The organism is Ancylobacter gelatini (assembly GCF_022601675.1).
GTDB lineage: Bacteria > Pseudomonadota > Alphaproteobacteria > Rhizobiales > Xanthobacteraceae > Ancylobacter > Ancylobacter gelatini.
Window position 1 is genome coordinate 274,429 of record NZ_JAKVIL010000002.1, and the last position, 13,383, is coordinate 287,811.

The 13,383-nt window shown below is 65.4% G+C and carries 14 protein-coding genes and 1 pseudogene; 5 read left to right on the forward strand and 10 right to left on the reverse strand.

Annotated elements, in window-relative coordinates:
- The first annotated feature begins 63 nt into the window (after nt 1–63).
- Entirely contained in the window at nt 64–1,026 is a 963-nt protein-coding gene (locus tag MKI84_RS04520; RefSeq protein ID WP_241616853.1) for a hypothetical protein, read from the forward strand.
- A gap of 148 nt (nt 1,027–1,174) precedes the next feature.
- On the opposite strand, the pseudogene MKI84_RS04525 reads toward MKI84_RS04520, so the two are convergent.
- Nucleotides 1,175–1,355: pseudogene (locus MKI84_RS04525) on the reverse strand (IS630 family transposase); the annotation flags it as partial.
- Between the two features lie 966 nt (nt 1,356–2,321).
- Between MKI84_RS04525 and MKI84_RS04530 the strand changes: the two are divergent.
- The gene (locus MKI84_RS04530; protein WP_342593613.1) at nt 2,322–2,492 is read left to right on the forward strand and encodes a transcriptional regulator; all 171 of its coding nucleotides are present in this window, start codon (nt 2,322–2,324) and stop codon (nt 2,490–2,492) included.
- A 112-nt stretch (nt 2,493–2,604) separates the two neighbouring features.
- Here the strand turns inward: MKI84_RS04530 and MKI84_RS04535 are convergent, their stop codons facing one another.
- Together MKI84_RS04535 and MKI84_RS04540 are read right to left on the reverse strand one after the other, a co-directional pair.
- Nucleotides 2,605–2,976, reverse strand: coding sequence for a helix-turn-helix domain-containing protein (locus MKI84_RS04535; protein ID WP_241616857.1), 372 nt, complete (start codon nt 2,974–2,976; stop codon nt 2,605–2,607).
- Nucleotides 2,977–2,993: 17 nt separating this feature from the next.
- Nucleotides 2,994–3,248, reverse strand: coding sequence for a type II toxin-antitoxin system RelE family toxin (locus MKI84_RS04540; RefSeq protein WP_241616860.1), 255 nt, complete (start codon nt 3,246–3,248; stop codon nt 2,994–2,996).
- Between the two features lie 742 nt (nt 3,249–3,990).
- On the opposite strand from MKI84_RS04540, the gene MKI84_RS04545 reads away from it, so the two are divergent.
- The 3 genes from MKI84_RS04545 to MKI84_RS04555 all read left to right on the forward strand — a co-directional run bounded on the left by MKI84_RS04545 (nt 3,991) and on the right by MKI84_RS04555 (nt 7,566).
- Nucleotides 3,991–4,932, forward strand: a complete 942-nt coding sequence (locus tag MKI84_RS04545; RefSeq protein ID WP_241616862.1) for a polysaccharide deacetylase family protein — start codon at nt 3,991–3,993, stop codon at nt 4,930–4,932.
- A gap of 349 nt (nt 4,933–5,281) precedes the next feature.
- Entirely contained in the window at nt 5,282–6,001 is a 720-nt protein-coding gene (locus MKI84_RS04550) for a response regulator (RefSeq protein ID WP_241616864.1), read from the forward strand.
- Complete coding sequence (locus MKI84_RS04555) at nt 5,998–7,566, forward strand: sensor histidine kinase (RefSeq protein ID WP_241616866.1); 1,569 nt, start codon at nt 5,998–6,000, stop codon at nt 7,564–7,566. Before MKI84_RS04550 ends, MKI84_RS04555 begins: the two co-directional genes overlap by 4 nt.
- Before the next feature lie 23 nt (nt 7,567–7,589).
- Here the strand turns inward: MKI84_RS04555 and soxA are convergent, their stop codons facing one another.
- The 7 genes from soxA to MKI84_RS04590 are packed head-to-tail and all read right to left on the reverse strand — an operon-like array spanning nt 7,590 to nt 13,383.
- The gene (gene soxA / locus MKI84_RS04560; protein ID WP_241616868.1) at nt 7,590–8,363 is read right to left on the reverse strand and encodes a sulfur oxidation c-type cytochrome SoxA; all 774 of its coding nucleotides are present in this window, start codon (nt 8,361–8,363) and stop codon (nt 7,590–7,592) included.
- Nucleotides 8,363–8,683 carry a thiosulfate oxidation carrier complex protein SoxZ gene (gene soxZ / locus MKI84_RS04565; protein WP_241616870.1) on the reverse strand — a complete coding sequence of 107 codons (321 nt, stop codon included), beginning with the start codon at nt 8,681–8,683 and terminating at the stop codon, nt 8,363–8,365. Before soxZ ends, soxA begins: the two co-directional genes overlap by 1 nt.
- On the reverse strand, nt 8,680–9,165 hold the full coding sequence (locus MKI84_RS04570; protein WP_241616872.1) for a SoxY-related AACIE arm protein: 486 nt from the start codon (nt 9,163–9,165) through the stop codon (nt 8,680–8,682). The genes soxZ and MKI84_RS04570 overlap by 4 nt, the downstream gene beginning before the upstream one ends.
- Nucleotides 9,166–9,169: 4 nt before the next feature.
- Complete coding sequence (soxX, locus tag MKI84_RS04575) at nt 9,170–9,640, reverse strand: sulfur oxidation c-type cytochrome SoxX (protein WP_241616874.1); 471 nt, start codon at nt 9,638–9,640, stop codon at nt 9,170–9,172.
- The gene (locus tag MKI84_RS04580) at nt 9,637–10,884 is read right to left on the reverse strand and encodes an FCSD flavin-binding domain-containing protein (protein WP_425353802.1); all 1,248 of its coding nucleotides are present in this window, start codon (nt 10,882–10,884) and stop codon (nt 9,637–9,639) included. The genes soxX and MKI84_RS04580 overlap by 4 nt, the downstream gene beginning before the upstream one ends.
- 4 nt (nt 10,885–10,888) lie before the next feature.
- Nucleotides 10,889–11,194: a c-type cytochrome gene (locus MKI84_RS04585; RefSeq protein WP_241616878.1), complete on the reverse strand. Its 306-nt coding sequence runs from the start codon at nt 11,192–11,194 to the stop codon at nt 10,889–10,891.
- Entirely contained in the window at nt 11,194–13,383 is a 2,190-nt protein-coding gene (locus tag MKI84_RS04590) for a xanthine dehydrogenase family protein molybdopterin-binding subunit (RefSeq protein WP_241616880.1), read from the reverse strand. The genes MKI84_RS04585 and MKI84_RS04590 overlap by 1 nt, the downstream gene beginning before the upstream one ends.

The following is a 13,383-nucleotide window of genomic DNA, read 5'->3' on the forward strand; positions in this document are numbered from 1 at the left end:
CCGCAGATTCGAAGACGTGGGTGCAAATTGGCATCTGCTATGACGAAGGTCAGGAGGTGCGAAATGGACATTAATTTTAGGCTCGCAAGCCAACTGGTCGACGACCTCGAGGTACTTCTTGAACGTCACGAAATAAGCATTCCTAAAGACCCCGTGACACAAATCGACATGCTGAGCACCTGGCGAGTTCTCAGAGCTCACGAAAACAAATCTATCTTGCGCCCAGTAGACGAACGTCCACTTCTGGCATCGGCAGCGATGCTGGCGGATCAGGCGGCTAAAATCCTAGCGGTTAAAGAACACCCAGACTTCCCCAAACTCCTCCCTCATCTCAACAAGCTGTCGGAGGGCGCAATCAATATCGGCCTACCGCCAACATTCCACCACGATGCCTCGAACAAATTCTCCGAACTGTACTGGGCATGTCTCTGTATGGCCAAGGGCGACCGAGTCGAGGTTGATGATCCGGACGCGTCAAGCGGCGGAACCAATCCCGACGTCATCGCAATCTCTGGCGGTCGAAAGATTGGTTATGCTCTCAAGACCGTTAGGTCGAAGGCGCCCATGACGCTTTTTGAAAATCTGGAAAAGGCTGTCGATCAAATAGAGCGCGCTGATGTAGACATCGGCTTTCCCGTGCTCAATCTCACCCCACAGTTCGAGCTAGACGAAGTTTGGCCGCTAGGATTTTCCTGGCCCAACTACATTGTCCCAGGACTTTTATTCGGCGAGAAGATAAAAGGGCTACTTGCCGACATGTGTCGATATGTGGGCGGCAGCTCGATGAACGAATTATTCGAAGGGAAGAAGTCTGTCCCCGCATGCGTCGCGTTCTGCTTCGCTCCAACGTCCGTCATTCACGATACCCTCATAACGCCCGTCTCAACATCGCTTAAGATTATGATGTTTATTATCTTGACTGATGCCGATGTGGAGACGGTGAATGCGAGCGAGATCAAAGCGCTAAATGACGTGATGCAATCGATAGTAGGGCAACACCCGCAGAGCGCCCTTGGGGACTCCTAGTTTTCGAATCTTGGATGATGCCATAGCCCGTGAAGGTCGGGTCCCAATTTTCGGCAGGATCGGCCCGGGTCCGAACATGGCTTTGTACTGATCGTGCAGCGCCATCTAATGTCCGTCTTCGTTCTCACACAGCTAAAGCACGTCCAGCTTAATCCGGCTCATTTCCTGCGCCTTTAGAGTAGTTTGCGCATTCGGCTGGCGTGAATGCGCCCAGAAGCGCACCGACGGCGTTATGAGGCGCTTACGGTTCGTTCGGCCCTGGCTCTCAGGAGTGCCTTAAGCTTGGACAAGGCATTCTCGATCGGGTTGAAGTCCGGGCTGGAGGGCGGCGGTGGGGCCGCGTCTACCGCGTTTCCTGCGCCGGCATCGGAAACACTGCTTAAAGGAGTGAGGCCAACTGCATCGTGACGCTGTAGCTGCATCAAGCGCGCAACATCACTGCGCATCCGCCGCAGCTCTGGCCAGGGAAAATGCCGACCCTCGGCGCCGTCGGCGCCGACGGCAATGAGGACGTCAAGCTTCGCCGTAAGACCAACCAAAGAGGTGGCCTCTGCAGCAAAGAGCCTCGCGATCAAGCGTTCTTCATCGGCGGAAGCTGCCGCCTCTTCCTGTTTGGTGGCGGTGTAGCCAATGGCGCGGTCCGCGTCGTCCCAGAGCCGTTGATGCGTGCGCAGCGCGGCAAGCACTTCGTCACGGCGCGCGCAAAGCGACGGCAGATCGGCCGCAAGCTCATCGAATTGCCGCAGGGAGGCGATCCGCATTGGTGACGGCAATTCGTCTGCAGCAAGAACCGCCTGCGGAAACCCAACCGTCCGCGCCAGTTCGGATTCCAATCTCTGCTGTTTCCGGCACAGAGCGAGCGTGCGCCGATGCGCGGCGCGCCACGCTTTCCACGCGAGCACCGTGGCATCCGTTTCGCTGTCATCCAGCGGCACGGCCGAAGACGAACTGTTGAAGGAGGTGCCGCCGATCGTCATCAGGGCGGCAGAGAGAACGTCCCTCCGGGATGGCCGGGACAGACTCGTGCTAATCTCAGAATCAGCCATGATCCGAGCTCCACACAGCTTGGGTTGCGGTTAGGCTGTGTGGGGTGTTCCACCACCCTGCGCAGCCGTCTTGGCGGCCGTCCTAAGGAAGGCGGCCGCGCCAGAGGCTATACCAAGAACGTCAAACGTCAACTCTTTTGGCATCATATGATGCCATTGGCCTAATTCATGATACTTACAAGTGACCAAATCCGTGCTGCGCGAGCCCTGCTGAAATGGGATCAGAAGGCGTTAGCTCAGGCCTCGAAAGTGTCTCTCGCGACCATCAAGCGATTAGAGCCTCTGTCCGGTCCGATCACAGCTAATGCCGTGACGATTGATGCGCTGCGCCGGGCGTTGGAAGCCGCTGGGATCGAGTTCATTCCCGAGAACGGTGGCGGCGCGGGTGTGCGCTTCCAGAAGCCGGCGGCATCTGATTGACGCCCGATCTATGGCACCTCCTTGAGGCGCACGGTTCTTTGGCGGATAAGCTGGAAGCACCCTCCCATTCGTGAGTACCTTCGGTCTTTCAGTCGGCGGCCAGGCAAGTCCGTCAAATCAAGTCGTCGACCGTCACCGATAGGGCGTCGGCGATCTTCTTGAGCGTTGCCACGGTGCCGTCGCGCTTCCCGGTTTCGATCTGCGATAGGAAGGCCTGCGCGATGCCGGCTTTCTCGGCGAGTGAGCTCGCGGACAGGCCACGGTGCTCCCGCCAAACGCGGATGGCATTTTCCCCGGCCACAAGTCGATCGACAATGGCAGCGGGCACGAGTTCCTCTTCACCGCTGGCGAGGCGTTCCTTGAAACGGCGCACGGTCGCGATGTCAGCGGCGTCCTCAGCGGCAGCGACGAGCGCTTCATAGTCGGCCTCCGGCAGGACAACCAGACGGTCGCCGGCGGGGGTGGTGATGATCTGGGTGTTCATGGCGGCCCTCCTTGGCCTCAATCGTAGACATTCCCGCGCGGGGCAACCCGGATGATCGAGATCACGCGCCCATCTTCAGCGAAGACGACACGCCAGTCGCCGATCCGCAGCCGATAGACGCCCGGCTCACCCTTCAGGGTCTTGACGTTGTTCGCTAGGCTCGCCGGATCGGCAGCATACTGCGCGATCTTGCCCATGATCGTCTCAGCGACGTTCCGAGGCATCCTCCGCAGGACGCGTAGGGCGTCTTTGCTGTAAGCGATCTCTTTCATAAGCACGATGTAGCATATTGCTATAAAAATTTCTATAGCAGAATGCTAACACACGAAAGCGTCCCCTTTCTGCGCGCACTGAGGAATCGCACTCTGACTTTCGCCTTGAGAGAGGGCAATCTCAACGGTAGCGTGGAGATGTAGCAGTCGAAGCTATCGGCGAAGATTGGTGACGAAGTGGAAGCGGCATTCCTTCCAGCTTCGCTTTTTTAGTTCGCATGCTGCGGACGTTCGTTTACGATGCGAATGCGCTCATGGTTGTAAGTCTAGCTATTTATAATCTAAGAATTTTGAGCCTGTATTCTGTTGGTATTGCTGTTGGTATCAATTTCAGGTGCGGGCGGAAAGCTGAATGAATACAATCGTCGCTCACCCCTATTGACCATCGAGTGGGAATGAATTAAGGCCGTTTCAGGCCGTCCCGCTCCGTGCCACATGTCGCACGATCTCGCCGGCGTCATTTCGTTCCGGTATCAGTACCGGGTGAACGGGCGGCAGGAGGTCTTGGCCATCGGCCGCTATAGCGCCGAGGCGGCGCGCTGACACTGCTCGCGCGCGTTCGGCGTCAGGTCGAGCGGGTCGAGACGCCGTCGAAAGCCAAGATGGAGAAGCGCCCTCGGCCCGCTCCGCCCTCTCGCAAACGCAGTGCAGCCGCGGGGCCGCGACGGCTTTCAGGACGGGTCGTCGCCGTTGCTTCATCGCCCGTTCTCGCGGCCCATCGCCCACCAGCCGGAGCAGAACCATGACAACCGATACCCGCCTTCTCGGAGGTGAGCAGCCGCGTGACTTCATCGGCTATGGCCCCGATGTGCCTGCCGTGACGTGGCCGGGTGGAGCGGTACTCGCTGTCAATCTTGTGCTCAACTATGAAGAGGGCGCCGAATATTGCTGGCGGGAAGACGGGCGCAACGACAATTGGGGCGAGTACAATATTCCCGAGAGACCGCCGGTGCGCGACCTGGGGACGGAGACGCATTTCGAGTATGGCAGCCGAGCCGGCATATGGCGTATCGCCCGGCTTTTGGACCGCACCGGGATTCCCATCACCGTGTCCGCCTGCGCCGTCGCGCTTGAGCGCAATCCGGCGGTCGCGCGCTGGATGAATGCGCGCGGTCACGACCTGCTCGGGCATGGGCTGCGCTGGACGGAGATCCCCACGCTCTCGCGCGAGGAGGAGGAGCGCCAGTTGCACGCCGCCATCGCGCTCTATCGGCAGGTGGCCGGCCGGCGGCCCTTGGGCTGGAATTGCCGCTCCTTCCCGAGCGTGCACACCCGTGATCTGCTCGTGAGGGAGAAAGGTTTCCTCTACACCTCCGATCCCTGCAACGACGACGTGCCCTATTTCGTCGACCATGCCGGCACGCGGCTGCTGGTCGTGCCCTATTCCAAGACGCTGAACGACAGCCGGTATCTGGTCGCCCCCGGCTACGCCAATCCCCATGATTTCGCCGAGGACTGCCGGCGCGCGGTCGATTATCTGGTCGACGAGGCCAGCGAGATCGGCGGACGCATGTTGACCATCGGCATCCACGCCCGCTGGACCGGCCAGCCTAACCGGGCCTCGGCGCTGCGCGACATCATCGAGCATGTGCAGCGCACGCCCGGCGCCGCCTTCATGCGCCGTGACGACATCGCCCGACACTGGATGTCCATCGATCAGGGAGCGGAGGAGGCGCGCGCCTGATGGCCCGCCGCCGCCGGTCTTGTTTCAACCGTTGACATCGACGCCGCCGACGTCGGCCCTGGCGAGGCCGTCATCTGCGCGGCGAACGCGTTTGATCGTCAATAGTGATGTTCAGCGAAGCCGATTCATCCGAGTAGAGGCAGCCGACGTTGCTCGGCCTGTTTCACTCGGTCCCGAGTGTCGTTGTCGGATGACGATGGTCCCGGCGATACATGTCGCGGATGATCGTCAAACAGCTCCCCCGAGATTGTCTCGCCCTGTCCCGATCGCGCCGCCCCATACGGTTTGTTACAATTTTTCCCAGCAGCGAAAAGGCGATGGCGGTATGTAAAAGGCGTGGAGCCCGCCTATGGATGCCGTACCTCACATCGCTATCGTCGACGACCATCGCGACATCCGCGACCTGGTCGGCAAATATCTGCACCGGCATGGCTATCGCACATCGCTGGCGGAAAGCGCCGCCGCCTTCCGTCGGCTGATGGAGCGCAACGCCTTCGATCTGGTGGTGCTCGATGTGATGATGCCGGGCGAGGACGGGCTGTCCCTTTGCCGGTATCTGCGTGAATCCACCAACCTCCCGGTGATCATGCTGACCGCGATGGCGGAAGAAACCGATCGGATCGTCGGCCTGGAACTCGGCGCCGACGACTATCTCTCCAAGCCGTTCAACCCACGCGAATTGCTGGCGCGCATCAAGGCGGTGCTCCGGCGGGTGCAGAGCCTGCCGCCGCAGCGCGGGCAACTCAAGGCCAAGGAGCTCGGGTTCGATCGCTGGGTGCTGAATGTCGGACGGCGCGAGTTGATCGATCCGGAGGGGCTCGCCGTCCCGCTGAGCACGGCGGAGTTCCGGCTTTTGAGCGTGTTCCTCGATCATGCCGGGCTGGTGCTGAGCCGCGACCAGTTGCTCGACCTCACAGTGGGTCGCAGCGCCGAGCCTTTTGACCGGGCGATCGACAACCAGGTCAGCCGGCTGCGCAAGAAGATCGAGGTCGACCCCCGGTCCCCGGTCATCATCAAGACGCATTGGGGCGGCGGCTACAGCTTCTCGGTCGAGGTCCACGGCCAATGAACGGGATCTGGAACCGCAGCCTGACGGCCCGCTTCGTCGCGGTGGTGCTGCTGGCGCTCGCCGTGTCGCAAGGCATCAGCTTCCTGCTGTTCACCGACGAGATCGGCGGCGCTCTCGTGCGGGCGGCCAAGACGGAATTTCTGAGCCGCACCGCCTCGGTGGCGCAGGTGCTGGAGACAACCCCGCCGGCCGTGCAGCAGGATATCCTTCAGGCGAGCGGCACCAGCTATACCCGCTTCTGGGTGTCGCCGACCTTCCCCGGCGATGTCGAGAGCTGGCGGCAGGAGGCGAAGGAGAAGCTCGCGGAGCCGCTGCCGACGCTGGCCAATCTCGCCGGCAGCGAGGCGGGTGGCGACAAGGCCGCGGCGGCGCCTGCGCCAAACCCGCCGCCCGCCTCGAACCCGGTTCCGCAACCAGCGATGGCGGCGGGCGCGTCGACGGGGGCGGTGAGCGGCGCTCCCTACAGCACCTGGCTCGATCTTCCGGCACATGCCTGGCCACTCTCGCGGGCGGCCAAGTTCATGTACTGGGGCGATTCCGGCGGCATGGGCCTTGCCGTGCAACTGAAGGACGGCTCCTGGCTCAACAGCGCCTTCGCCAAGAAGATGGCGAACAGCATGTGGACCGCCCGCTCGCTGATCTCGCTGGCGGTGACGGCGATCGTCCTTTCGCTGTGCGCCGCCTTCATCGCCCGCACCATGACCAAGCCGATGCGGCGCCTCGCGGTGGCCGCGGAAGCGCTCGGGCGGGGTGAGAGCGTTGAGCCGCTGGCCGAGAGGGGGCCGGACGACATCCGGCACACGGCGGTGGCGTTCAATCTCATGCAGTCGCGGCTGCAACGCTTTGTCGAGGACCGCACCCGCATGCTGGCGGCGATCGGGCACGATCTGCGCACGCCGATTACCTCGCTGCGGCTGCGCGCCGAATTTGTCTCCGATGACGAGACCCGCGAGAAGATGCTCGACACGCTCGACGAACTTCGCGCCATGACCGAGGCGACCCTGGCCTTCTCGCGCGAGCAGGCGACCGAGGAGGTCACGCGCAATGTGGATCTGACCGCGCTGGTCGGCAGCCTGTGCGACGATCTGGTCGAACTCGGCCATGACGTGACCTGCGCCGACGCTCCGCAGTTCAGCTATCGCTGCCGGCCGGACGCGCTGAAGCGGGCCATCCGCAATCTGGTCGAGAACGCGGTGCGTTACGGCGAGCGCGCGCGCGTCTCGCTGCGGACGACACCCCAGGCGATCGAGATCGTGGTCGAGGATGACGGTCCGGGGATTCCGGCCGATGCGGTCGAGAAGGTGTTCGAGCCGTTCTTCCGCATGGAGCACTCGCGCAATCGCGAAACCGGCGGGATAGGTCTCGGCCTGTCGATCTCGCGCAACATGGTGCGGCACCATGGCGGCGACATCATCCTTGCCAACACCGGCACGGGCCTGCGCGTCACGATCAGCCTGCCTCCCACGGCGGCGGCAGCTTCACCATCGGAGCCGAAGGGCTCGGCGCGCTCCCTGCGCCGGCCCGGTCTGGCCATCGGTGCACCCCGGCGCACTCCGGCGGAATGAGGCGTTCCGCCGGCCGGAAGCTGCTAGGGGCGGACGCCCGGCGTTTCCAGGGCCATGCCGGCGGCACGCTGCATCAGGTAGAGCTCCAGCGCGACGAGTTCGTCGGAGCCCGCGGCGAAGGGCTGGGCCCGCACCCCGACCATGCAGTTGCGCATGCGGCGCTGCAGGGAGCCGACGCCCTGCCATTCCAGGCGATAGATCGGATAGGCCGTCGGATGCGCCTGCGTCACCGCGCTGCCGGCCAGGCGTCCCTGCCAATGGTCGTCATGGCAGTTGGCGCAGGCGAGGTCGAGTTGGCCCATCCGCGTGGTGAAGATCTGCCGCCCGGTCTCCCGGAACGGATCGAGACCGGGCTCGGTCGGCGGCGCGATCGGCAGGCCGCGCGATTGGTGGGCGACAAAGGTGGCAAGGGCCAGCATCTCGTCGCTCTCCCGCGCCAGAGACGGCGCATCCTGCCGTTCGGCGCGGCACTGGTTGATGCGGCCCGCGAGGTCGATCGGCTTGCCGCTGGCCGGGTCGAGTGCGGGATAGCGGGCCGCGACGCCGCGCATGCTTGCCGCTTCGCCGTGGCAGCCGGCGCAGGATTGGTTCGATCGGCCGGCCTTCCGGTCCCAGAGTTCCGCCCCTTGCAGCACCCAGAGCATGCCGGGATTGCTGGCATCGTCCGCCTGCATGGCCTGGGTCTCCGGCGCCATGAAGTCGCGCCCGGAGCGGGGCTCGAAGGGCAGGGGGGCCTGCGCCGCCACGGGGGTGGCCAGCAGGGCGATGGCGATGAGGCTCGCAGTCGGCCGCAACATCAGCTCACCGCAATCTCGGCGCTGGCCGTCACCGTCTCCCCCTGATCGTCGGTCCAGGCAAAGCCGACCGGGCCGCTTTCCGCGGCGCGGAGGCTGAACGACACGAACGGGTTTGCCGAGACGGCCGGGGAAAAATCGGCCGCGAACACCTCCCCGCCGCCATAGGTGCAGACGAAGCGCGTGATGATGCGCCGGGGAATCGCCACCCCGTTTGCGCCCATGCGGTAGCCCGTCTCCATCGGGTGGGCGATCATCGCGCGGATATCGACAATGTCGCCGCGTTTCGCGGCCTTGGGCACGCTGACGAGCGCCTTGGTCATGTCAGGTCCTCGATGCAGGCGGCGAGCGTGACGATGACATTGGCGTCGCTCGACCAGTAGGTGCCGTCGCTGAGCTCGGCGACCGCGATGATGGTCTGGGAAGTGGCGAGGCGGATGCGGGTGGCGATGCGCGCGCGGCCGTTGCGCGGGCCGAGGTGGAAGATCGCGACATCGGCCTGCGGGTTCTTCTGGTTGAACAGGCCGATGCGGCGCACATGCGCCGCTGGCGTCATCGGGCTGTCGACCTCGACTGTGACGCCGACCGCATTGCCATTTTCCACCAGCGGCGGCACGGTCAGCGTCACCCGGCCCGCCTTGACGGGCGCGCCCCCGGAGAAGCCGGCGACCGCCTCCTCAAGCGAGGGGCGCGCGAGTGCCCTTAAGGGCATGGCCAGCACGAGGAGGCCGGCCGCACCGGCGAGTAGGGCGCGCCGATCCAGCTGTGTGCCTCCAGCAATGTCCGGCGTGGCGGTGTCGCCCATTGGGTCACTCCTTCAGCGTCACGAGATAGGCCACGAGATGTTCGATCTCGGCGGCCTCCAGCAGCGGCTTGCCCTGCCAGTCCGGGGCGACGCGCACCCCTTCGCGGACCACGTAATAGGACGGCATGAGGCTGTCCGGGTTGAGCCGCTTCATGTCGACGATGCGCAACCGTATCTGGGCCTCGCTGAGCCGGGAACCGATGCCGGCAAGGCTGGGTGCCAGCGTGCCCTGGAGCGGTACGGCGATGGAAGGCGCGCCATGGCACAGGATGCAGAGGCTGCGGTGCCGCTCCGCGATCAATGCCTGCCCGAGCGCCGGGTCGCCGCGCTGGCCTGCGAGTGGCCCGTCGATGGCGTCGTCCGAGACGATGTAGGATGCCAATTCCCGCGTAATCCTGTCCTCGGCGCGCACCAGGCCCTGTTGCCCGCAGACGAGGGCAAGGGCGGCACAGGCCCCCACCGCCGGGCGCCTCATCCGAAGGCCTCCAGTGTGATCGTCTCGAACCACGCTTCGCCATAGGCGGCCTCCTCGGTCCGCACGGCCATTGGCGCGTCGAGCGCAGAGGTGCCGCCGGCCCCCTCGACCTCGGCGAGAAGGCCGTCTTTCGGGCGGTAGACGCCGGCGATCGAAATGCCGTAATCGGGAGCGAGCAGGCTGTAGCAGGTGTTGATGAGCGTCGGCTCGCCGGGCGGTTCCCCGCGCAGCAGCGCGATGACGGCACTGGCGCAGACCTTGGCTTGCGCGTTGGCGGTGAAGGCGGATTTCGGCATCGCCCCGCCAATGGCGGCATCGCCGATCACGTGGACATTGGGCACGAGAAGCGATTCGAAGGTGACGGGATCGACCGGGCACCAGCCCGTGGCATCGGCGACGCCGGCCAGAGTGGCGATGGCACCCGCCCGCTGCGGAGGAATGATGTTCGCCACCGCCGCCCGATGCTCGCCGAACTCCGTGCGCAGCGTCCGCGTCGTGGCATCGACTTCGGTCACGCCGCCCCCGAAGGACTGCCCGATCCACTCGATCATGCCAGGATAAAGCGCCGCCCAGCCGGCCTCGAAGAGGCGCTGCTTGGAGAAGGCGTCCTTGCGGTCGAGAATGAGGATCTTCGAGCGCGGCTTGTGCGTCTTGAGATAGTGCGCGATCAGGCTCGCGCGTTCATAGGGGCCGGGGGGACAGCGAAAGGGATTGGCCGGCACGGCGATGACCACGAGCCCGCCATCGTCCATGGCTTCCAGCTGACGGCGCAGCAGCAGCGTCTGCTCGCCAGCCTTCCAGGCATGCGGCATCAGTTCGGCCGCGGCCGCGTCATAGCCGGGAATAGCGTCGAAGCGCAGGTCGATACCCGGCGCGACGACAAGGCGGTCATAGCTCAGCCGCACCTCGTCGGCGAGCACGACCCGGCGCTGCTCCGGCTCGATCCGCACCGCCCTCTGCGGCACATGGACGATGCCTTCCGCCTCAATCCTCGCGTAGCCGAAATGCTGAGCCTCCATAGAGCGCACGCCGGCAATCACGGCATTGCTCAGTGGACAGGCAGTGTAATGCGGGCTGGGCTCGACGAGCGCCATCGCGATGCGCGGATCCTCCGCCTTGATGGCACGCGCGGCGCTGGCGCCGGCGAAGCCGCCGCCGATCACCACGACGCGCGGCGCCGCCTGCGCGCGCACGGCCGGGCTGCCGAGCGCCGTGAAGGCGCCGGCCGCCAGCCCCCGCAGCAGGCTTCTACGGCTGAGCGGGAGCGCTGCCGCCGGCGGCGAAATAATCGGCGAGGGCGCGGGTTTCCTCATCGCTGAAACCTTTCGCAATGCGGGTCATCACGGTCGAGCGGCGCTCGCCCGAGCGGAAGGCCGCCATCTGCGCCACGATCTGCTCGGCCGGCTGACCGTTCAGGCTCGGCACCGGCCCGCTGGTGGCGGTGCGTGGATGGCAGCCCGAGCACGAGGCCGCCCCGCGCGGCGGCGCCGCCTCTGCCGGCGCGGCAAATATGAGCAGTCCCAGCGCCGGCAGCATGAGAGAAAACAGGCGCATCAGACAAGCTCGTGGTTCTTGAGCGGCAGTGTGCGGTAGCGCGTGCCGGTGGCGGCGAACAGCGCGTTGAGCACCGCCGGCGCCGCAACGGCGATGGTCGGCTCGCCCACCCCGCCCCAGAAGCCGCCGGACGGCAGCATGATGGTCTCCACCGCCGGCATCTGCGCCATGCGCAACACCTCATAGGTGTCGAAATTCTCCTGCTCCATCCGCCCGCCGGCCAATGTGCATTCGCCATAGAGGCAGGCGGAGAGGCCATAGACGAAGGAGCCCTCGACCTGCCGCTCGACCTGCGCCGGATTGACCACATGGCCGGGGTCGGTGGCGGCGACGATGCGGTGGATCTTCAGCTCGCCATCCTCCACCGACACTTCGGCGGCGGCGGCGACATAGGAGCCGAACCCCATGATCTGGCCGAGGCCGCGGAAGCGGCCGGCAGCCGGCGGGGTCTCCCAGCCGATGCCGTTGGCCGCCGCTTCCAGCACCGCCAGGTGCCTGGGATGGTTCGCCATCAGCTTGCGTCGGAAGGCGAGTGGCTCGGCACCGGCCGCGTGGGCCAGCTCGTCGATGAAGCATTCCACATAGATGGCATTTTGATTGAGGTTCACCCCACGCCAGAAGCCCGGCGGCACCGGCGGGTTGCGCATGGCGTGGTCGATCAGGAGGTTGGGGACGGTATAGGCGAGGTGGCCCTCCGGCAGGTTCGCCGTCAGCCCCTGGAACACGACCGGGTCCATGCCGCCCTGCATGCCCTCCGGCCGCACCGCGGCGAGGATCGACTGGCCGGAAATGCGCAGGTGAAGCGCGGCAAGGTTGCCGTCCGCGTCCAGCGCCCCCGTCAGCTTCGCCTGCGTGGTCGGGTGATAGGCGCCGTGCAGCATGTCCTCCTCGCGGGTCCACAGCAGCTTCACCGGGGTGCCCGGCATCTGCTTTGCGATGCTGACCGACTGGCGGACATAGTCCTGGAAATTACCGCGCCGGCCAAAGCCGCCGCCGAGATGGATCTTGTAGATTTCGCACTGGCCGACCGGAAGTCCGGCGGCCTCGGCGGCGGCGGCGAGGCTGGCTTCGCCGTTCTGCGTCGGCACCCACACCTCGCATTTGTCCGCCGTCCAGAGCGCGGTGGCGTTCATCGGCTCCATGGTGGCGTGGTTCTGGTAGGGAAAGGCATAGGTCGCGGTCACGACCTTGCCCCCGGCGGCCGCGACGCGGGCGAGTTCCGCCCTGGCATCGCCCTGGCTGTTGCCGATGAAGGCCTCGTCGGCTTCCAGCCCTTCCGCCAGCAGGGCGCGGATGTCGGCGCTGGTGAGGTCCTTGTTGGGGCCTTCGTCCCAGGTGATCGGCAGCGCATCGAGCGCCGTCTTGGCCCGCCACCAGGTATCGGCGACGACGGCGACCGAGCGCTCGTCGACCCGCACCACCTTCTTGACACCCGGCATCGTCTCGATCGCCGCCGCGTCGAAGCTCGCCAGCGTGCCGCCGAAGACAGGGCAGGCCTTGATGGCGGCGTTGAGCATGCCGGGGAGCTTGAGGTCGGCCCCGTAGACCTGCCGCCCCGTGAGCTTGTCGACCGTGTCGAGGCGCGGCAATGGCTTGCCGGCGATCTTCCAGTCCTTGGGGTCCTTGAGCGTGACCTCGGCCGGCGGCGTCAGGCGGCCCGCCGCTTCCGCCACCTCGCCATAGCGCAGCGTGCGCCCGCTCGGGCCGTGGGTGATGACGCTGTCGGCCGCGGTGCAGTCGCCGGCGGGCACGCCCCACTGCGTGGCTGCGGCGGTGATGAGCATGTGGCGCGCGGCGGCGCCGCCCTTGCGCACATAGTCATGGGAATCGCGGATGCCCCGGCTGCCGCCGGTGGAATAGCTGCCCCAGACGCGGTCGCGGCGCAGGTTCTCGCCCGGCGGCGGATATTCGGTGGTGACCTTCGACCAGTCGCATTCCAGCTCCTCGGCCACCAGCTGCGCGAGACCGGTCAGCGTTCCCTGGCCCATCTCGGAGCGGGCGATGCGGATGGCGACGGTATCGTCCGGCTTCACCACCACCCAGGCATTGACCTCGGGAGCCACGGCTGCGGCGTCCTGCGCCAGCGCCGTACCGGCAAACGGGATGTGGAAGCCGAGCGACAGGCCGCCCAGAGTGGCGGCGGAGCCGACGATGAAATTGCGGCGCGAGACCGATTGACGGATGCTCAT

What these genes read in the sequence shown, in the direction of transcription:
- MKI84_RS04520 (WP_241616853.1), top strand. Translation starts at nt 64, where the DNA reads ATGGACATTAATTTTAGGCTCGCAAGCCAACTGGTCGACGACCTCGAG.
- MKI84_RS04535 (WP_241616857.1), bottom strand. Translation starts at nt 2,976, where the DNA reads ATGAACACCCAGATCATCACCACCCCCGCCGGCGACCGTCTGGTTGTC.
- MKI84_RS04540 (WP_241616860.1), bottom strand. Translation starts at nt 3,248, where the DNA reads ATGAAAGAGATCGCTTACAGCAAAGACGCCCTACGCGTCCTGCGGAGG.
- MKI84_RS04545 (WP_241616862.1), top strand. Translation starts at nt 3,991, where the DNA reads ATGACAACCGATACCCGCCTTCTCGGAGGTGAGCAGCCGCGTGACTTC.
- MKI84_RS04550 (WP_241616864.1), top strand. Translation starts at nt 5,282, where the DNA reads ATGGATGCCGTACCTCACATCGCTATCGTCGACGACCATCGCGACATC.
- MKI84_RS04555 (WP_241616866.1), top strand. Translation starts at nt 5,998, where the DNA reads ATGAACGGGATCTGGAACCGCAGCCTGACGGCCCGCTTCGTCGCGGTG.
- soxA (WP_241616868.1), bottom strand. Translation starts at nt 8,363, where the DNA reads ATGTTGCGGCCGACTGCGAGCCTCATCGCCATCGCCCTGCTGGCCACC.
- soxZ (WP_241616870.1), bottom strand. Translation starts at nt 8,683, where the DNA reads ATGACCAAGGCGCTCGTCAGCGTGCCCAAGGCCGCGAAACGCGGCGAC.
- MKI84_RS04570 (WP_241616872.1), bottom strand. Translation starts at nt 9,165, where the DNA reads ATGGGCGACACCGCCACGCCGGACATTGCTGGAGGCACACAGCTGGAT.
- soxX (WP_241616874.1), bottom strand. Translation starts at nt 9,640, where the DNA reads ATGAGGCGCCCGGCGGTGGGGGCCTGTGCCGCCCTTGCCCTCGTCTGC.
- MKI84_RS04585 (WP_241616878.1), bottom strand. Translation starts at nt 11,194, where the DNA reads ATGCGCCTGTTTTCTCTCATGCTGCCGGCGCTGGGACTGCTCATATTT.
- MKI84_RS04590 (WP_241616880.1), bottom strand. Translation starts at nt 13,383, where the DNA reads ATGAGCATCCGTCAATCGGTCTCGCGCCGCAATTTCATCGTCGGCTCC.